Source organism: Streptomyces sp. NBC_01003, assembly GCF_045162695.1.
Taxonomy (GTDB): domain Bacteria; phylum Actinomycetota; class Actinomycetes; order Streptomycetales; family Streptomycetaceae; genus Streptomyces.
Genome location: NZ_CP108707.1, coordinates 9,376,192 through 9,392,425 on the forward strand (window position 1 = coordinate 9,376,192; position 16,234 = coordinate 9,392,425).

At 69.9% G+C, this 16,234-nt stretch carries 12 protein-coding genes and 1 pseudogene; 2 read left to right on the forward strand and 11 right to left on the reverse strand.

Annotation, left to right across the window (positions count from 1 at the left end; all coding sequences use genetic code 11):
* Positions 1 to 68: 68 nt before the first annotated feature.
* From OG698_RS43075 to OG698_RS43120, 10 genes and pseudogenes are all read right to left on the reverse strand, one after another.
* Positions 69 to 1,325: pseudogene (locus OG698_RS43075) on the reverse strand (agmatine/peptidylarginine deiminase).
* Positions 1,283 to 2,080, reverse strand: a complete 798-nt coding sequence (locus OG698_RS43080; protein WP_406109597.1) for an ABC transporter ATP-binding protein — start codon at positions 2,078 to 2,080, stop codon at positions 1,283 to 1,285. The pseudogene OG698_RS43075 and the gene OG698_RS43080 overlap by 43 nt, the downstream one beginning before the upstream one ends.
* Positions 2,073 to 3,071 carry an ABC transporter ATP-binding protein gene (locus OG698_RS43085; protein ID WP_406109598.1) on the reverse strand — a complete coding sequence of 333 codons (999 nt, stop codon included), beginning with the start codon at positions 3,069 to 3,071 and terminating at the stop codon, positions 2,073 to 2,075. Before OG698_RS43085 ends, OG698_RS43080 begins: the two co-directional genes overlap by 8 nt.
* Positions 3,068 to 3,922, reverse strand: a complete 855-nt coding sequence (locus OG698_RS43090; protein WP_406109599.1) for an ABC transporter permease — start codon at positions 3,920 to 3,922, stop codon at positions 3,068 to 3,070. The genes OG698_RS43085 and OG698_RS43090 overlap by 4 nt, the downstream gene beginning before the upstream one ends.
* Complete coding sequence (locus OG698_RS43095) at positions 3,919 to 4,878, reverse strand: ABC transporter permease (protein ID WP_406109600.1); 960 nt, start codon at positions 4,876 to 4,878, stop codon at positions 3,919 to 3,921. Before OG698_RS43095 ends, OG698_RS43090 begins: the two co-directional genes overlap by 4 nt.
* Positions 4,875 to 6,530, reverse strand: coding sequence for an ABC transporter substrate-binding protein (locus tag OG698_RS43100; protein ID WP_406109601.1), 1,656 nt, complete (start codon positions 6,528 to 6,530; stop codon positions 4,875 to 4,877). Before OG698_RS43100 ends, OG698_RS43095 begins: the two co-directional genes overlap by 4 nt.
* A gap of 47 nt (positions 6,531 to 6,577) precedes the next feature.
* Entirely contained in the window at positions 6,578 to 7,588 is a 1,011-nt protein-coding gene (locus OG698_RS43105) for an agmatine/peptidylarginine deiminase (RefSeq protein ID WP_406109602.1), read from the reverse strand.
* Between the two features lie 125 nt (positions 7,589 to 7,713).
* Positions 7,714 to 9,423 (reverse strand): urease subunit alpha, encoded by a 1,710-nt coding sequence (locus tag OG698_RS43110; protein ID WP_406109603.1) that lies wholly within the window; start codon positions 9,421 to 9,423, stop codon positions 7,714 to 7,716.
* Positions 9,420 to 10,133, reverse strand: coding sequence for an urease subunit gamma (ureA, locus tag OG698_RS43115; RefSeq protein ID WP_406109604.1), 714 nt, complete (start codon positions 10,131 to 10,133; stop codon positions 9,420 to 9,422). Before ureA ends, OG698_RS43110 begins: the two co-directional genes overlap by 4 nt.
* A 202-nt stretch (positions 10,134 to 10,335) precedes the next feature.
* Entirely contained in the window at positions 10,336 to 10,884 is a 549-nt protein-coding gene (locus OG698_RS43120) for a hypothetical protein (protein ID WP_406109605.1), read from the reverse strand.
* A 265-nt stretch (positions 10,885 to 11,149) separates the two neighbouring features.
* Here OG698_RS43120 and OG698_RS43125 point away from each other — a divergent pair, with 265 nt between their 5' ends.
* Together OG698_RS43125 and OG698_RS43130 are read left to right on the forward strand one after the other, a co-directional pair.
* Positions 11,150 to 12,337, forward strand: a complete 1,188-nt coding sequence (locus OG698_RS43125) for a tyrosine-type recombinase/integrase (protein WP_406109606.1) — start codon at positions 11,150 to 11,152, stop codon at positions 12,335 to 12,337.
* Entirely contained in the window at positions 12,334 to 14,805 is a 2,472-nt protein-coding gene (locus tag OG698_RS43130) for a tyrosine-type recombinase/integrase (RefSeq protein WP_406109607.1), read from the forward strand. The genes OG698_RS43125 and OG698_RS43130 overlap by 4 nt, the downstream gene beginning before the upstream one ends.
* A gap of 42 nt (positions 14,806 to 14,847) precedes the next feature.
* Here the strand turns inward: OG698_RS43130 and OG698_RS43135 are convergent, their stop codons facing one another.
* The gene (locus tag OG698_RS43135) at positions 14,848 to 16,080 is read right to left on the reverse strand and encodes a protein kinase domain-containing protein (RefSeq protein WP_406109608.1); all 1,233 of its coding nucleotides are present in this window, start codon (positions 16,078 to 16,080) and stop codon (positions 14,848 to 14,850) included.
* Between the last annotated feature and the right edge of the window lie 154 nt (positions 16,081 to 16,234).

Sequence of the window (16,234 nt, forward strand, 5' to 3'; positions counted from 1 at the left end):
TGAGCACGTGGGGCTGGGTGCCTCGACGTTCCGGTGCCGGGTGGTAGCCCGGCACCGGAACCTGGTCGCTACGGGCGTGGCTGCTGCTGCGTGACGCAGTGGATGCCGCCGCCGCCCGCACCGAGGCTGTCGATGTCGAGCTGCTCGACGGTACTGCCCGGGAACAGCCGCTGGAGGAGCGCCTTGGCCCCTGCGTCCGCACGGGTGTCACCGAACTGGGCCGAGATCACCGCACCGTTGCACACGTAGTAATTGGCGTACGCCGCAACGAAGTCGGGGTCACTCGACCGGATGCGGGAGTAGTCCGGGCCCTGCAGCTTGGTGACCGCGATCGGCGTACCGTCGGCGTCGGTGGACGTGGAGAGGAGCTGGTACTGCTGACGGGCGTCCTTCGACCACGGGTCGGTGTCGGTGGCCAGGGGCATCTGGACGAGGCCGTCACCCGCGGCGAGGAAGCGGGAGGTGGCGTCCACGTGGTCGTCGGTGATGTCCCGCCCGGTCACTCCGTTGAACCAGATCACCTTCGACGCCCCGAAGGCGTCGCACATCGCGGCCTCGATCTGCGCGGTTGTCATGCCCGGGTTGCGGTTCTTGTTGACGAGGCTGCTCTTGGTGGCCATGAGCGTGCCGTTGCCGTCCGTCTCCACCGCGCCGCCCTCGCCGACGAAGTCGGCACTGGTGAGTTGCACCCCGACCTCGGCCGCGATGCGCCCGGCGATCAGCGAATCCTTCGCGTGGGCCTACTTGTTGCCCCAGCCGTTGAAGTTCAGGTCCACGGCGTCGAGGCCACCGGCCCCGTCGGTGCGGAAGACCGGCCCGCTGTCACGCATCCAGCAGTCGTCGACCGGGATGGAACCGATCACGGTGACGGCCGATCCGCAGGCGCTCCGGGCCTGCGAGACGCCGGCGGAGTTGGCGCACATGGTGATGGGCTCGTACTTGGCGATCGTCTTCGCGATGAGGGCGATGTTCGCCTGGACGCCGGCCAGCTTGCGGCCCCAGATGGCGGTGCTGTCGGGCCACGCCATCCACGTCCGGGTGTGCGGGACGGTGTCGAGCGGCACGGCGAAGCCCGTGCCGGAGGCCGGCACCGGGGTGGCGAGTGCCTTGCCGCCGCCGGTCGCGGCCCAGGCGGCGCCGGCCGCCGCCAGCCCTGTCGCGGCGAGGAAGTTCCTCCTGCCGAGCAGGCGGTGGGACGGGCTCTGAGGTGCGAGGTGGTCGTTCATCTGTGATCTCCGATCTGTTGTGTACGGATCTCTGGACGCCGGTCTCGGGGCCCGGGCTACAGCGCGCGGCGGGCCAGGGCGATGGCCTGCGGGTTCCATCCGGGGCGGGGAATCGACTCCAACAGCAGGCGCGTGTATGCGTGTCGGGGGGCGTCGAGGACTTGGGAGGTGGGTCCCGACTCGACGATCCGGCCCTGGCGCATGACGATCACGTCATCGGCCACGCAGCGCACCACGCCGAGGTCGTGCGTGATGAAGAGGTAGGCGATGCCGGTCTGTTCGCGGATGTCGGCGAGCAGGTTGAGGATCTGCGCCTGAACCGACACGTCCAGGGCTGCTACGGCCTCGTCGAGTACGAGCACGGCCGGTTCGACCGCCAGTGCCCGTGCGATGGCCACCCTCTGGCGCTGTCCACCGGAGAGCTGCCGGGGCAGGGCGCCGGCCGCCCGGCTGCCGAGCCCTACCTGGTCGAGGAGTTCGTCGAGACGGTGCGAGTGGTCCCCGTCGGGAAAGTGGAGCCGCAGCGTTTCGCGCAGCGTCGCGTCGACGGTGATTCTCGGATCGAGGGAGAGGAACGGGTCCTGGAACACCATCTGGACCTCGCGGGCCCGCGCAAGCCGGGCCGCCCGGCCCCGCGCCCGTACCGTTCGCGAAACGCCGCGCACCAGGACCTCGCCCGCGTCGGCGCGCTCCAGGCCCACCACGATGCGGGCGGTCGTCGTCTTGCCCGAGCTGGACTCGCCGACGATGCCGAGCGATCCGCCGACGCCGAGCGTGAACGAGACGTCGTCCGCCGCCTGGACGCCGCGGTAGGCGCGGCTCACTCCGGTGACCTGGAGGACGGTCTCACTCATGGCCGGACTTCCCTTCGAGCCGTTCACTGTGGTGGCATGCGACGCGATGCCGCAGCAGCCCGTCCTCGGCGCCGGCCGGACGGTCGACGGGAGCCTCGTCCCGGCAGATGTCGGTGGCGTACGCGCACCGGGGCGCGAACGGGCAGCCGGTCAGCTCCTGTCGCAGATCGGGTGGTCGGCCGTCGATCGCGGCCAGTCGTCCCTGCGGTGCGTCGAGGCGCGGTGTGGCCCCCAGGAGGGCGGCCGTGTATGGGTGCCTCGGCCGGTCGAAGAGGGCTTCGGCGGGGCCGGTCTCAGCGATCCGGCCCGCGTACATCACGTAGACCCGGTCGCTGATGGTCGCGGCGAGACCGAGGTCGTGGGTGACGAAGAGCAGGCCGGTGCCGAATCGGTCCCGCAGGTCACCGAGGAGGCCGACGACCTCGGCCTGCGTGGTGACATCGAGTGCCGTGGTGGCCTCGTCGGCGAGGAGGAGCGCCGGATCGCCCATCAACGCGGCCGCGATCATGACGCGTTGGAGCATGCCGCCGGAGAGCTGGCCCGGATAGCGGCGCAGGGCGTCGGAGGAGAGGCCGACCGCGGCGAGCATCTCCGCGGCGCGCCGGCCTGCGTCCTCGGCGCGCATTCCGGCGTTGAGGCGCAGGCTCTCGGTGAGGAAGTCCCCGATCCGGCGCAGCGGGTTGATGGCGGCGCGGGGGTCCTGGAAGATCATGGCGGCCGTGCCGGTGCGCAGCTCGCGCAGCCGCGCGGGCGTCATCGTGAGGACGTCGTAGCCCGAGACCCGTACGGTCCCTTCGGTCGTGGCCCCTGGCGGCAGCAGGCCCAGGATGCTGCGGGAGGTGAGGGACTTCCCGGAGCCGGACTCGCCGACGAGTGCGACCGTCTCCCCGGCGGCGACGGTGAGGTCGACGCCGTCGAGTACCGGCCGTGCGGTGTCCGGGAGTTGGAGCCGCAGCCCTTGGATGTCGAGCACGGGTGGGGTGTCGTTCATCGGTCCCTCCTGGCGACCTGGTCGGCCCAGCGCTCGCCGACCACGTTGAACGCGACGACGGTCAGCACGATCGCGGCACACGGCAGGAACGCCGACAGGGGATAGCAACGCTGGATGGCTGTCTGGCCGTCGAAGACCATCCGGCCCCAGTCGGGCGTCAGCGCGGGCACACCGAGTCCGAGGAAGGACAGACCCGCCAGATCGATCAGCGCGTAGCCGAAGTTGATGGCGGACTGGGCGAGGACGACGGGCGCGATGTTGGGCAGGACGTGCCGCAGACAGACCTGGAGCCCGGAGTGCCCCTGCACCGAACAGGCGCTGACGTACGGGCGTTCACGCTCGGCCAGCGCCAGGGAACGGGTGAGCCGGCTGACATACGGGAGGTAGGCGACGGCGAGTGCGATGACCGGGGCGAAGAGGCCCTCGCCGTACACGGAGACGATCAGGATCGCCAGGAGCATTCCGGGGAACGCGAAGACCAGCTCGGTGCCGCGCGACAGCACGGAGTCGAGCCAGCCGCCCCGCCAGGCGGCGGCGATCCCGATGGCGACACCGGCGACGGTCGAGAAGGCGACCACGCCGAGCGGGCCGAGCAGAGAGGTCCGCGCGCCGACGACCAGGCGGGACAGCGTGTCGCGGCCGGAGGCGTCGACGCCGAAGGGGTGGGCGGTGGATGTGCCCGCCAGCGCGTTGCCGAGGTCGGCCGCGTTGGGGTCGGCCGGGGCCAGCCAAGGGGCGAGCAGGGCCGTCAGGACGACGACGCAGACGAAACCGAGGCAGAGCACGTAGAGGAGCGGACGGTTGGTGCGGAGCCGGGCGAGGCCGGGGCGGCGCAGAACGGCGACACTCATGCGGCGGACCTCCCCGGACCGAGGGAAATGCGCGGGTCGACCAGGGGGTGGACGAGGTCGACGACGAGGTTGACCGCCATGAACAGCCCGACCATGGTCAGCGAGATGGCCTGCACGGTGGGGAAGTCCTTGGTGGTGATGGACAGTTCGAGGAGCTGGCCGATGCCTCCGACACCGAACGCGGACTCCACGAGGACGGTGCACACCAGAAGGGTGGAGACGATCAGCCCGCCGGTGGTGAGCACGGTGCCGAGCGCGTTACGGAACACATGCCTGCTGATGACGTGACGCTTCGGGACACCCCGGCTGAGGGCCACGGTGACGTGCTCCTGGCCGAGGACGTCGAGCATGGCGCTGCGCGTGACGCGGGCCAGCATGCCGATCAGATACAGCGAGAGGGCCACGGCGGGAAGGGTCAGATGCCAGAGCAACTGCCCGAACCCTTCGCCGGTGCCGCCGGCGGGAAACCAGTGCAGCCGCACCGCGAACACACCCTGGAGCACGACCGCGGCGACGAACGACGGAGTGCCGACGGCGAGGGTGGTGGTGACCAGGATCGTGGCGTCGGTGGCGCCGCCGCGGACCGCGCCGATCCGGCCGAGAGCGAGGCCGACGACCACGACGAGGACCAGAGCCATCGTGACCAGGAGCAGGGTGCTCGGCAGCCGGTCGGCCAGGAGCCGGGACACGTCGGTGCGGTAGGTGATCGAGCGGCCGAAGTCGCCGTGCAGCAGCCGGCCGAGCCAGCGGAAGTACCGTACGACGAACGGGTCGTCGAGGTGGTACTGCTCATTGACCGCGCGCAGCGCGTCCGGCGAGGCGGACCGCCCGGACAGGAGGAAGCTCGCCGGGCTGCCGGGCGCCAGATACATCGCGCCGAAGATCACGAACGAGGCACCGAGCAGGGTGGCGGCCATCTCGGCCAGCCTCCGCACCGTGAATTTGAGGAAGTTCATTGCGCGGCCCCGATGCCGGCGGCCCACGGGGAGTACAGGTAGGAGATGGTGGTGGGGGCCCCGGTGATCCGCCTGTTGAGGAACAGGGCGGTGGGCCACTCGGCGACCGGGATCCACAGCACCTGACCGGCCGCCTTCCGCTGGAGCTCGGCCTCTGTCGTCAGGCGCTCGACCGGGTCGTACGTGGCGCGGGCCCGGTCGACCAGGCGGTCGTACGAGCGGTCGCTGTAGCCGGCGAAGTTCTGGTACGCGCCTGTCCGGAAGTTGCTGAGCAGGTCCAGCGGATCGGTGATGGAGTCGTAGTACGTCTCGGGGAACATGTCGATGCCCTTGCGCGCCTGCGGGTCCGTGAACAGCGCGGTGAAGGCGTTGGGAGCGACGGTCTTGAGCTTGATGTCGAGCCCGATCTCGCTGCCCGCCGCCTGGACGGCGGTGGCGAGCAGCGACACGTCCTGACCGATCGAGCTGGTGGCGACGGTGAGCGTCTTGCCGGTGGCGCCGGCTTCCTTGATCAGCTTCTTCGCCTTGCTCAGGTTCGACTCGGCGGCCGGCAGTCCGTCGAAGGCGGCCTTGCGTACCGACTCCGGGGCGGCGGCCCAAGCAGCCTTCGTCGTAAGAGAGTTGGTGACGGTTCCCGCGCCGCTCAGGCCCGTCTTGAGGAAGCCCCGGCGGTCCAGAGCCAGTGACAGCGCGCGGCGGACCCGGACATCGCCGAGCGGTCCGTGCATGTTGGTGACATTGACGTTGACCGTGCTGAGCCCCTCACCGAAGTAGAGGGTCCCGACACCTGAGGAGCGCAGGGCGCCGTAGCTCTCGGTGGGGATGAGGTATCCGCCGTCCACCTCGCCGCTGAGCATGGCCTTGGTGCGCGCGGAGGAGTCACTGAGGAAGCGGAACACCGCTTTGGCGGACTTGGCCTTCGTTCCCCGGTAGCGGTCGAAGCGCCGCAGCTCGATCGACTGGCCCTTGGCCCACTTGCCCAGCTCGTACGGTCCCGAGCAGGCGAGTCCACCGGAGGTGCCGTAGTCCCGGCCCGCGGCCCTGACCCCGGCCCGGCTTGCCACCACTCCGGCGGCGGTCGCCATGTACTGGGGGAACTGCGAGTCGGGGCGCTTCAGTCTGACGGTGACCTGGAGCGGGCCGGTCTTGTCGAGCGAGGCGACGTTCTCGAAGACCTGCGCCCACGCCGCCCCGTTGTGCGGGTTCATCTGACGCCCGAGGCTGAAGAGGACGTCGTCGGCGGTCAGGACGCGCCCGTCGTGGAAGCGCACGCCGTCGCGCAGGTCGTACACCCAGGTCAGCGGGTCGGGATTGGACGCCCTCCTGGCCAGACCCGGCGCCAGTTTCAGGTCGGGCGTCCACCGCATCAGGCTCTCGCACACATTGGAGAGGATCATGTTCTGCGGGTAGTCGAACGCTGAGATGTAGTCGAGCGTCGGGGGCTCCGCGTACAGCGCCCACGTGAACGAGTCGATCCGGCCCTTCGCCCGAGGCGTGCTCGCGGACAGCCGGAAGTCGGTTCCCACGCCCGAGGCGCCGGTGCCCGGCGGTCCCGCACACGCGGGGACCAGGAGGATGGCGGACAGGGCAGCGGCCAGCAGGGCGGGACGGCCGGCCCTGCGTCTTCCCGGCCGGGGTGGTGTGGTGTGCATCGGCGCGGTTCCTCTCCGTACGTACGTCGCCGAGGGTGAGGAACTGCTCAGACGCGCGGACGCGCGGCGGGGACCTGCTGGGTGATGCAGTGGACACCGCCGCCACCGTGGGCGATCACGCGGGCGGTCACGCCGACGACCTTGCGCCCGGGACAGGCCTGCGCGATGACCTCCAGGGCCTGCGCGTCCTGAGGCAGCCCGGCGACGGGTACGACCACGCCGCCGTTGGCCACATAGAAGTTGAGGTACCCGACCTCGACCGGCTGCCCCTCGACCTCGACGAACGCGCTCTGCGGCAGATCGACGATCTCCAGCGTCCGCCCCGTCGCGTCGGGCGTGGCCTCAAGGACCGCCCGGTTGGCGCGCATCCGCGCGTAGTCGGGGTGCTCGGGATCATCCGGGAGCTGTACGACGACCTTCCCGGGGGCGACGAACGCGCAGACGCCGTCCACGTGACCGTCCGTCTCCGTGTCCAGAAGCCCGCCGTACGGCAGCCAGATCACCTTCGTGACACCGAGCCGGGCCTTCAGCTCCGCCTCGATCTCCGCCCTGGTCAGGCCCGGATTGCGGTTGGGGTGGAGCAGGCACTGCTCAGTGGTGATCAGCGTGCCCTCACCGTCCACGGTGATCGCCCCGCCCTCCAGGATCATCTCGGAGCGGTCGGCCGGGACACCCAGCCGTTCGAGCAGCAGAGCACTGATCCGGTCGTCGGCGTCGTACGGGTGGTGCTTGCCGCCCCAGGCGTTGAAGCGGAAGTCCACGCCGGCCCGGCGGCCGTCGGGGCCGAGCACGAACAGCGGCGCGGAGTCGCGGAACCACGAGTCGTCCGTGGGCAGTTCGATCACCTCGACGTCTTCGCCGCACAGGTCACGGGCCTCGGCTGCGTGGCCGGGCGGCGCGACCATGGTCACGGGCTCGAACTCGGCGATGGCGCGGGCCACTTCGGCGTACTCACCCTTGACGGTCTCCAGGACGTCGCCCCACAGGTCGGGACGGGTCGGCCAGGCCATCAGGCAGCGCTCGTGCTCGGTCCACTCGGCGGGCATGCGGAAGGTCATCGGGGTTCTCCCTCTCCGGATTCATCCGGGGTCGGTCTATGGGGCAGGCGGTGACTGAAAATTCAGTCAGTCTGATTGAACCGAAGAAATCTCGGCGGTTTCGGCACTCGTGGAGTCTCGGTGCTTTACAGGAAGTACAGGCGGTTGAGGGGCACTTCGGACGCCGGCTCCGAGCGGACCGGCGATCCGTCCAGCGTGACGAGCCCGCTGTCGGCCTCGACCCGGACCTCGCCCAGGCGGGCGTTGTTCACCATGTCGGCCGGGCCGATCCCGCGGGTGCCGTGCACAGCCACTCGCCGGCGCCGGGTCGCCAGCGCGTCGTACGGCCGGCCGAAGGAGCCGGACTCGGCCGCTGCCCGGCTGACGAACGCCACCGACAGATCCGCCGCGGTCGCCCCGTGCGCGCCGAACAGCGGGCCGAGTACGAGCGGTTCGCAGCGGTCGTCGGCGGCATTGGGATCGCCGGTCACGCCGTAGGCGGGGAAGCCTGCCTTGAGGACCATCTGCGGCTTGGCGCCGAACGAGTCGGGCCACCACAGCACGATGTCCGCCAGCTTCCCGCTCTCGATCGAGCCGACCTCGTGGGACAGACCATGGGCGATCGCCGGATTGATGGTCAGCTTGGCGATGTAGCGCAACACGCGCGCGTTGTCGTCGTCGAGCCCGTCGCCCTCCATCGGGCCGAGCTCGGCCTTCATCTTCCCGGCCACGGCGAAGGTGCGGCGCACGGTCTCCCCGGCCCGGCCCATGCCCTGGGCGTCGGACGAGGTGATGCCGATGATCCCGAGGTCGTGCAGCACGTCCTCGGCGCCCATGGTTCCCGCCCGGATACGGTCCCGCGCCATGGCCGCGTCGCCCGGGAGGTCCGGCTGCAGGGCGTGCGCGCTGAAGATCATCCCGTAGTGCTCGGCGACCGCGTCCCTGCCGAAGGGGAGGGTCGGATTGGTCGAGGAGCCGATGACATTGCGTACGCCCGCCATCTTCAGCACGTTGGGCACGTGCCCGCCGCCGCACCCCTCGATGTGGAAGGCGTGAATGGTGCGCCCTCCGAGGACGGCGAGGGTGTCCTCGACAGAGAGGCACTCGTTCAGACCGTCGGTGTGCAGGGCGACCTGCACGTCGTGTTCCTCGGCGACCCGCAGCGCGGTGTCGAGCGCCCTGGTGTGCGCGCCGAGGTCCTCGTGCACCTTGAAACCGGACGCGCCGCCCTCGGCAAGAGCCTCCACCAAGGGCGCCGGGTCGGAGGACGAACCCCGGCCCAGGAAGCCGATGTTGACCGGCCAGGCGTCGAAGGCGTTGAACGCGTGCCGCAGCGCCCAGGGCGAGTTGACCCCGACACCCCAACTGGGCCCGATCTCCTGCCCGATGATCGTGGTCACGCCGGAGGCGAGCGACGCCTCCATGATGCGCGGCGACAGCAGATGTACGTGCGTGTCGACGGCACCCGCCGTGGCGATCATGCCCTCTCCGGAGACGATCGTCGTCCCGGTGCCGACCACGACGTCCACGTCGGCCAGGGTGTTCGGGTTGCCCGCGCGGCCGACGGAGGCGATGCGCCCCTCCCGTATGCCGATCGACGTCTTGCGGATGCCCTGCGCCGCGTCGATCACCAGCACGTTGCTGATGACGACGTCGCAGGTCTCACGGACGGCGGCGGCCTTCAGGTGCAGTCCGTCGCGGGCGGTCTTGCCGAAGCCGGCCAGGAACTCGTCCCCCGGGGCCTGGGAGTCTGCCTCGACCCGTACGACGAGTCCCGTGTCGCCGAGGCGGACCCGGTCGCCGACGCGCGGGCCGTGCACGGCGGCGTACTCCTGCGGATCGATGGTGGTGCTCACAGCGAAGCCTCCTGGTCGTCGTCCGGCCCGGCGCCGAGATAGCCGCAGGCGGCCGCGCGGCGCAGCGCGTCCCGGCGGGCGCCCGGCGCGTCCAGCGGACCGTCGACCAGGCCGGCGAACCCGATCACGACGCGGTCGCCGCCGACGGGGAGAAGCCCGACCTCGCTCTCCGTGCCCGGCGCGAACCGGGTGGACGCACCGGCCGGCATGGCCAGACGCATGCCGAAGGCGGCGGCCCGGTCGAAGTCCAGGCGGGGGTTGGCTTCGAAGAAGTGGAAGTGCGAGGTGACGCTGATCGGTATGGAGGCGGTGTTGCGGACGGTGACCGTCCGGACCGGAGCGGGCTGCCCGGCCGGATCCTCCGCCGCGGGCAGGACCGCGCCCGGCGCCTGCGCCCCGAGGCCGCCGCCCCCGAACGGATGGCTGATCACGGCCAGCCGGGTTCCGTCGTCGAAGACCGCCTCGACGTGGATCTCGGTGACCACATCGGGCACGCCGGGCAGGACGTCATCGGGCCCGAGGGCCTTGCGTGCGGCGGTGACGGCCTCCGCGAGGCGGGCGCCGTCACGGGCGGCCTCGCACACGGTGTCGGCGATGAGCGCGGTCGCCTCGGGCACGTTGAGGCGGAGACCGCGGGCGCGTCGGGCGCGGGCCAGCTCGGCGGCCCCGAACAGCAGCAGCCGGTCGCGCTCCGTCGGGGTCAGCCGCATACCGGCGGCTCCGCGAATCTGCCGCGGACGGGCTCGTGGGTGGTGGCGGCGTCGAGGTGCATGGTGGTGAGTCGCTCTCTGTGGCGGTTCATCTGGCGCTGACCTGAAGATGTCACTGACTGAAAATTCAGTCAAGGTGTGCGACGGGACTTCTCCGGGCATCCGCCGGGCGGGGCTCGCCAGGAGATCTGGCGGCCGTCCGTCAGGTGGTCTTGCGGTAGTAACGGACGGAGACCGTTACGGACTCGCTTGCCGTGGGGGCGTCGATGAGACGCACGATCGCGATGTCCTTGCCGTTCGCGCTGCGGATGCAGAACGGACGCCATTCCTCCAGGTCATCGAAGTCCAGCGTGGTCACCGGCTCGCCGTCGATCCCTTCCTCGCAGCCACCGGGGGACAACGTGTCGTCGTATGCGATGTAGGCGTCGCTGTCGTCGGGGAAGCCGAAATCGTCGGCGGTACGTGCCAGATACCAGGCGGCGGTGGACTCGGGGGCGACCGTGCCGCTGCGCAGGTCGAACTCGTAGCTCGGGTCGGGGGAGGTCAGCTCGGTGTCGGCGTACACCTGCTGGTATCCGGCACCTGGCGACGCGGTCGACTTCGAGGGCGGCGAAGAGTGCGGCCGCGACGGTGGGGCCGAGCTCCGGTCGCGCCCGCTGGGGGCGTCCGCATTCGACGGGTCCCCGGTGGAGTCGCTGAGGCTGTAGGCCGTCGCTCCGGCGATCAGGACGGCCACTGTCGCCGTCGGCACGATCCAGCGCCGCCGCCTCTTGCGTCCCCGTGGCGGGGGTGGTGGTGCGGGTGATGCGCTGACGGCGGGTGCCGTGCGGGCCGGGGCTGTCGGGGTGGCCGTCATCGAGCCGTTGACCGGACTACGGAAGGACACGCCGGGCGGGAGCGCATCCCCCGCTTGGTCTAGTCGGTAGACGTTGCGCATCCGATGACGAAGGAGCGCAACGGAGTTGAACGAGCAATCCCGTGATGTCAGCGCCATCCAGCTACCGCAATGGGGGCGGGTGGCTACGAACTCAGGTGTCGTGCCCTGGCTGGTCTTCGATGAGGACGGGAAGGTCGTGCTGCCGGTCCGCAGGTTCCTGATCGACTTCATCGCCCGGGACAACCGGACTGGCAGCGTGCGCAGTTATGCCTACGACCTGCTGCGTTGGTGGCGGTGGCTGCGGGTCGTCGATGTCGAGTGGAACCGCGCGACCTCGGTGGAGGTACGGGACTTCGTGCTGTGGCTCCGGGCCGCGTCGAAGCCGCGCAGGTCGGCGCGTACACATTCCGCGTCGACCGCGGGCACCACGAATCCGGTCACAAAGAAGACGTACCTGGACGACCGCTACAAGCCGCGGACGATCCGGCACAGCAACGCGGTGCTGCGCAGCTTCTACGACTTCTGGATCGAGACGGGCGGCGGCCCGCTGGTCAATCCGGTGCCGCTGGCGCGTTCCGACCGGCGCCGGCCGCACGCCCACCACAACCCGCTGGAGCCCTACCGGGGCGAAGGACGGCTGCGCTACAACCCGAAGATCCCCAAGCGCCGCCCGCGGCAGATGCCCGACGAGCGGTGGAACGAACTGTTCGCGGCCCTGCGCTCGAACCGGGACCGGGCGGTCCTGGCCCTGGCCGTGAGCAACGGCGCCCGCGCCTCGGAGCTCTTGGGCGTGCGCGGGGTCGATCTCGACTGGGGCGACCAGCTCGTGCGTGTCGTGCGCAAGGGCACGCTCGCCGAGCAGTGGCTGCCGTCCAGCCCGGAGGCATTCATCTGGATTCGCCTCTACCTCGCCGAAGGACCACCGATCGATCCGCAGGCCCCGCTGTGGTGGACCCTGCGTCGCCGTGACCACGGCGACGGGCTGGCCTACCAGGCCATGAACTACGAGGCTCTGCGGGCGGTGTTCCGCCGGGTCAACGCGCTGTTGGGCACGAACTGGTCGATGCACGACCTGCGGCACACCGCCGCCCTGCGCATGGCGCGCGACGAGAGCCTGTCACTGCGGGACGTGCAGACCATCCTCGGTCACGCCCACCTGTCCACCACAGCGGACATCTACCTGGTGGAGGAGGAAGCCCAGGTCATCCGCCGCGTCCAGGAACATCTGGCCGAGGTGAGGGACCGGGCGAAACTTCCGCCACCGGCGGTGGCGACGGGCTATGAGACCAGCGACCTGGATGTGCTGTTCGGAGGTGGTCAGTCATGAGCCGCCGCGCCAACCGCGTGATGCTCGCTGGCTCCGGCCCTACTCCCGAGCGCCGACTGTTTGTCGCCCACGGCGTGAAGGCAGACGAGAAGCGCACCGGCCCCCACGAGCACCTGGGCCGCGAGGACGTCCTGGCCCTGCTGCCTCTCTCCCCGGTCTGGCCGGCGCAGGACTACATCAACGGCAGGGTTCTGGGACGGTCCCGCCTGATCGGGGCCGGTCAGGTCCTCGACTGGCTCTCGACTCACCCCGGCGACGGGTGGCAGGCCCGTTGGCGCGCAGCCGGCGCCGACCGCGGCAAGGACTGGATCGAGCAGGTGCTCGCCCAGACCGACAACGGCCACAGCTACCAGGGACGCCGCGCAACGCTGCTGAGCGGCCTGAACAGCATGTTCATCAGCCGCATCGTGCTGCCCGACTACGAGTTCCTGCGCGGCTACAAGGCCATGGCCCTGTTCAAGGACATCCAGCGCATGTTCCCGCCCGAGCAGCTGGAGCAGATGCGCCGCCACGGCCATGAGCTGGGCATGACGGGCCGACACGTCGACGAGGGCCTGCGCGTGATCTCCAAGATGATCCTGCACACCGGCCGCGGCCTCGATCAACTCACTGCCGAGGACGTCTTCGAGGCACGGGCCTGGGGACGGCGAGCCATCGGCTACTCCTACGATGGCACCCACAGCGCCTGGGATCTGCTGCGGGGCGCCGAGGTGATCCACTCCAAGGACACCCTCAAGGACGCGCTGCGGCACGGCCAGCGGCCCACCGCCGAACTGGTCGACTTCTACAACCTCCAGAGCACGGCCGTCCGCAACCTGCTGGTCCGCTACCTCGAAGAGCGCCGGCCCGGCGTCGACTACGGCACCTTCCTCGGCCTGGTCCGCGAACTGGCCGGGGTGTTCTGGGCCGACATCGAGGCCCACCACCCCGGCATCGACACTCTCCGCCTGTCCGAGGACGTGGTCGACGGCTGGAAGCAGCGGCTGCTCACCTACGTCAACAAGAGCGGCGAGGTGGTTGAGCGCCGCTCCCGTTACGACGTCATGATGCGCATCCGCGGCTTCTACCTCGACATCCAGGAGTGGGCGCACGAGGACCCGTTCTGGGCCCAGTGGGCCTGCCCCAGCCCGATCCGCCGCGGCGACGGCGCGGGCAACCTCAAGGCCGTGGCCCAGACCCAGGCCCGGATGCACCAGCGGGTCCGCGAGCGGCTCCCCCACCTCGGGCGCCTAGTCGAAGCCGCCGAGCGTGAGCGGGATGAGACGGCCGCGCTGCTGGCGGCCGCGAAGGCCACCGCGTTCGACGAGTACTTCGACCACGAGGGCACTCGTTACCTGCGGGTCATGCCTGCTGCCCACAAGGTCACCAGTCGCCCCGACCACGTCACCCCGCACGTCTACGTCCAGGCCGAGGGCAGCACGAAGCGGATCAATCAGAGCATGGCCGAGGACGAAGCGTTCTGGGCCGTGATCGAGACCCTGCGACACACCGGAGTACGCGTCGAGGAACTCACCGAGATCACGCACCTCGCGCTGGTCTCCTACAAGCTTCCGGACACCGGCGAGATCGTCCCGCTGTTGCAGATCGTGCCGTCCAAGAGCAACGAGGAACGGCTCCTGCTGGTCAGCCCGGAACTGGCCAGCGTCCTGGCCACGATCATCAAGCGCCTCCGCGACGCCAACGGCGGCAAGATCCCGCTCGTTGCCCGCTACGACGACCACGAACGCGTCACTAGGCCGGTGCTGCCGCACCTCTTCCAGCGACGCCATTACTGGCAGCCGCAGGTCATGGGGCAGAACACGGTCTCCCGGCTGCTCCGTAAGACCCTGGCCCGGATGGGGCTACTCGACCAGGCCGGCACCCCGATGCGCTACACGCCCCACGACTTCCGCAGGATGTTCGCGACCGAGGCCGTCACCGGCGGACTGCCCGTCCACATCGCCGCACGCATCCTCGGACACAAGACCCTGACGACCACTCAGGCTTACCTTGCAGTCTTCCAGGACGACCTGATCCGCACCTACCGCGGCTTCCTCGACCGCCGGCGGGCCGAACGGCCCGTCGAGGAGTACCGGGAGCCCACCGAGCAGGAGTGGCGCGACTTCCAGCAGCACTTCGAGCTCCGCAAGGTCTCCCTGGGCACCTGCGGACGTCCCTATGGGACCCCCTGCAAACACGAACACGCCTGCATCCGCTGCCCCGTCCTCCAGATCGACCCACAACAGCGGTCCCGGCTCATCGAGATCATCCAGAACCTCCGCGAGCGGGTCCGTGAGGCCCGCGCCAACGGCTGGCTCGGTGAAGTCGAAGGACTCCAGGTCAGCCTCGACGCCGCCACCGCCAAGCTGCACAGCCTCAAACGAACCCCCGTCGACGGTCGCCCTCAGCTCGTCGATCTCGGCATGCCGCTCTTCACGGACCTTCCACGCCAAGGCTCAGAGCCGCTCGATGACCAGGAGTCTTCATGATCGCTGCCTCACCCTGGGGGCTACCTACCTATGGGAGCAGCCTCACGAGAGGACCTCCTCGATCGTGCCCCACCCCTTGCACTCGGGACAGCGCCCCCTCCATTTCGGTAGACCCGCTCCACAGGCCGTACATCGGAAAGCATGCGCGTTCCCTGCCGCCGTCGATCGCGCGGGGACCTTTTCGATCGTGCCCCACCCTTTGCACTCGGGACAGCGCCCCGTCCATTTCGGTAGACCCGCTCCGCAGGCCGTACATCGGAAAGGAGACTGAGGAGTTGTGGCGGGATGGGCCTGCGGCAAGGCATGCGTTTCAGGAATCGTAGGCAGACCGGGCGGCCCTGGTTCAGCCGGGCACAGATCTTGGACGGCCACTTCGCGGCGGCCTATCTCCTTGGCGAGCGGCGCAGGCAGCCAGCCGTCGAAGTCGCGCAGTTGCCGCTCCGCGGCCTCCGCGCACCGCTCGGCGAGCGCGGCGGGCGTCGGACGCTGTCCCGGATCCACCAACAGACAGGCATCCAGCAACGGCCTCAACGGGGCTGGGTAGCCGCTCAGATCCGGGGGCCTCAACTCGGTGTTGGCAATGCTCGCTGCAATGGAGACGCCCCGGACCTCACCGTAGGGGTGACGCCCGGTGGCCGCCACGGCCCCGATCAGACCGAGCGCGAAGACGTCGGTGGCCGGAGTGACCTTCTGCCCCAACGCTTGCTCGGGCGACATGAATTGCGGCGTGCCGATCACCCCGCCGGTACGTGTGAGCTGCGTGGTGTCCGCCGCCCGCGCGATGCCGAAGTCGATGACCCACGGCCCCTGCGATCCCAGCAGGATGTTGCCCGGCTTCAAGTCGCGGTGGATTACCGACGCCGCATGCACATTACCCAGCGCCTGCGCCACACAGCCGACCAACTCAAAGACGGCGGGCAGCGGCAGCGGCCCGTACGCCGTCAGCGCCTCCCCCAGCGGCACTCCGGGCACGTACGCGCTTGCGATCCAGGGCTCCTCGGAGTCCACGTTGTGGTCCACGACCGGCACGATGTGATAGCCCGACACCCGCCGCGCCGCCAGCGCCTCCGCCTTGAACCGCGCCCGGAAATCAGGATTCCTCGCGAACTCCCGCCGGATCAGCTTGAGCGCTGCCGGCTGCCCGCCTCGTGTGTGCGTGAAGTACACCGCGCCCATGCCGCCCTCACCGATCCTCGCGGTGAGCCGGTAGCCGGAAACTTCCCGCGGATCGTCCGGCTCCAGCGGCTTCAGAAATGCCTCATGGTCGTCAGACACGGATCCCCTCGCTCGTACGTCGAAAGGGCTTCCCCTGCCGACGGTGGTCGTCCCTGCGAATCCTAGGTTTCCGGCATGGGTGACAGACAGAAGAGCTACCGAATGAGGTCCGCCCCGTCCAGACCAACAAGCGACTTCAACGTCAACACCACAA

Bases quoted from the DNA above. Each gene is read 5' to 3' on its own strand.
- OG698_RS43090 (WP_406109599.1), bottom strand. From the start codon at position 3,922: ATGAGTGTCGCCGTTCTGCGCCGCCCCGGCCTCGCCCGGCTCCGCACC.
- OG698_RS43085 (WP_406109598.1), bottom strand. From the start codon at position 3,071: ATGAACGACACCCCACCCGTGCTCGACATCCAAGGGCTGCGGCTCCAA.
- ureA (WP_406109604.1), bottom strand. From the start codon at position 10,133: ATGCGGCTGACCCCGACGGAGCGCGACCGGCTGCTGCTGTTCGGGGCC.
- OG698_RS43100 (WP_406109601.1), bottom strand. From the start codon at position 6,530: ATGCACACCACACCACCCCGGCCGGGAAGACGCAGGGCCGGCCGTCCC.
- OG698_RS43095 (WP_406109600.1), bottom strand. From the start codon at position 4,878: ATGAACTTCCTCAAATTCACGGTGCGGAGGCTGGCCGAGATGGCCGCC.
- OG698_RS43130 (WP_406109607.1), top strand. From the start codon at position 12,334: ATGAGCCGCCGCGCCAACCGCGTGATGCTCGCTGGCTCCGGCCCTACT.
- OG698_RS43105 (WP_406109602.1), bottom strand. From the start codon at position 7,588: ATGACCTTCCGCATGCCCGCCGAGTGGACCGAGCACGAGCGCTGCCTG.
- OG698_RS43080 (WP_406109597.1), bottom strand. From the start codon at position 2,080: ATGAGTGAGACCGTCCTCCAGGTCACCGGAGTGAGCCGCGCCTACCGC.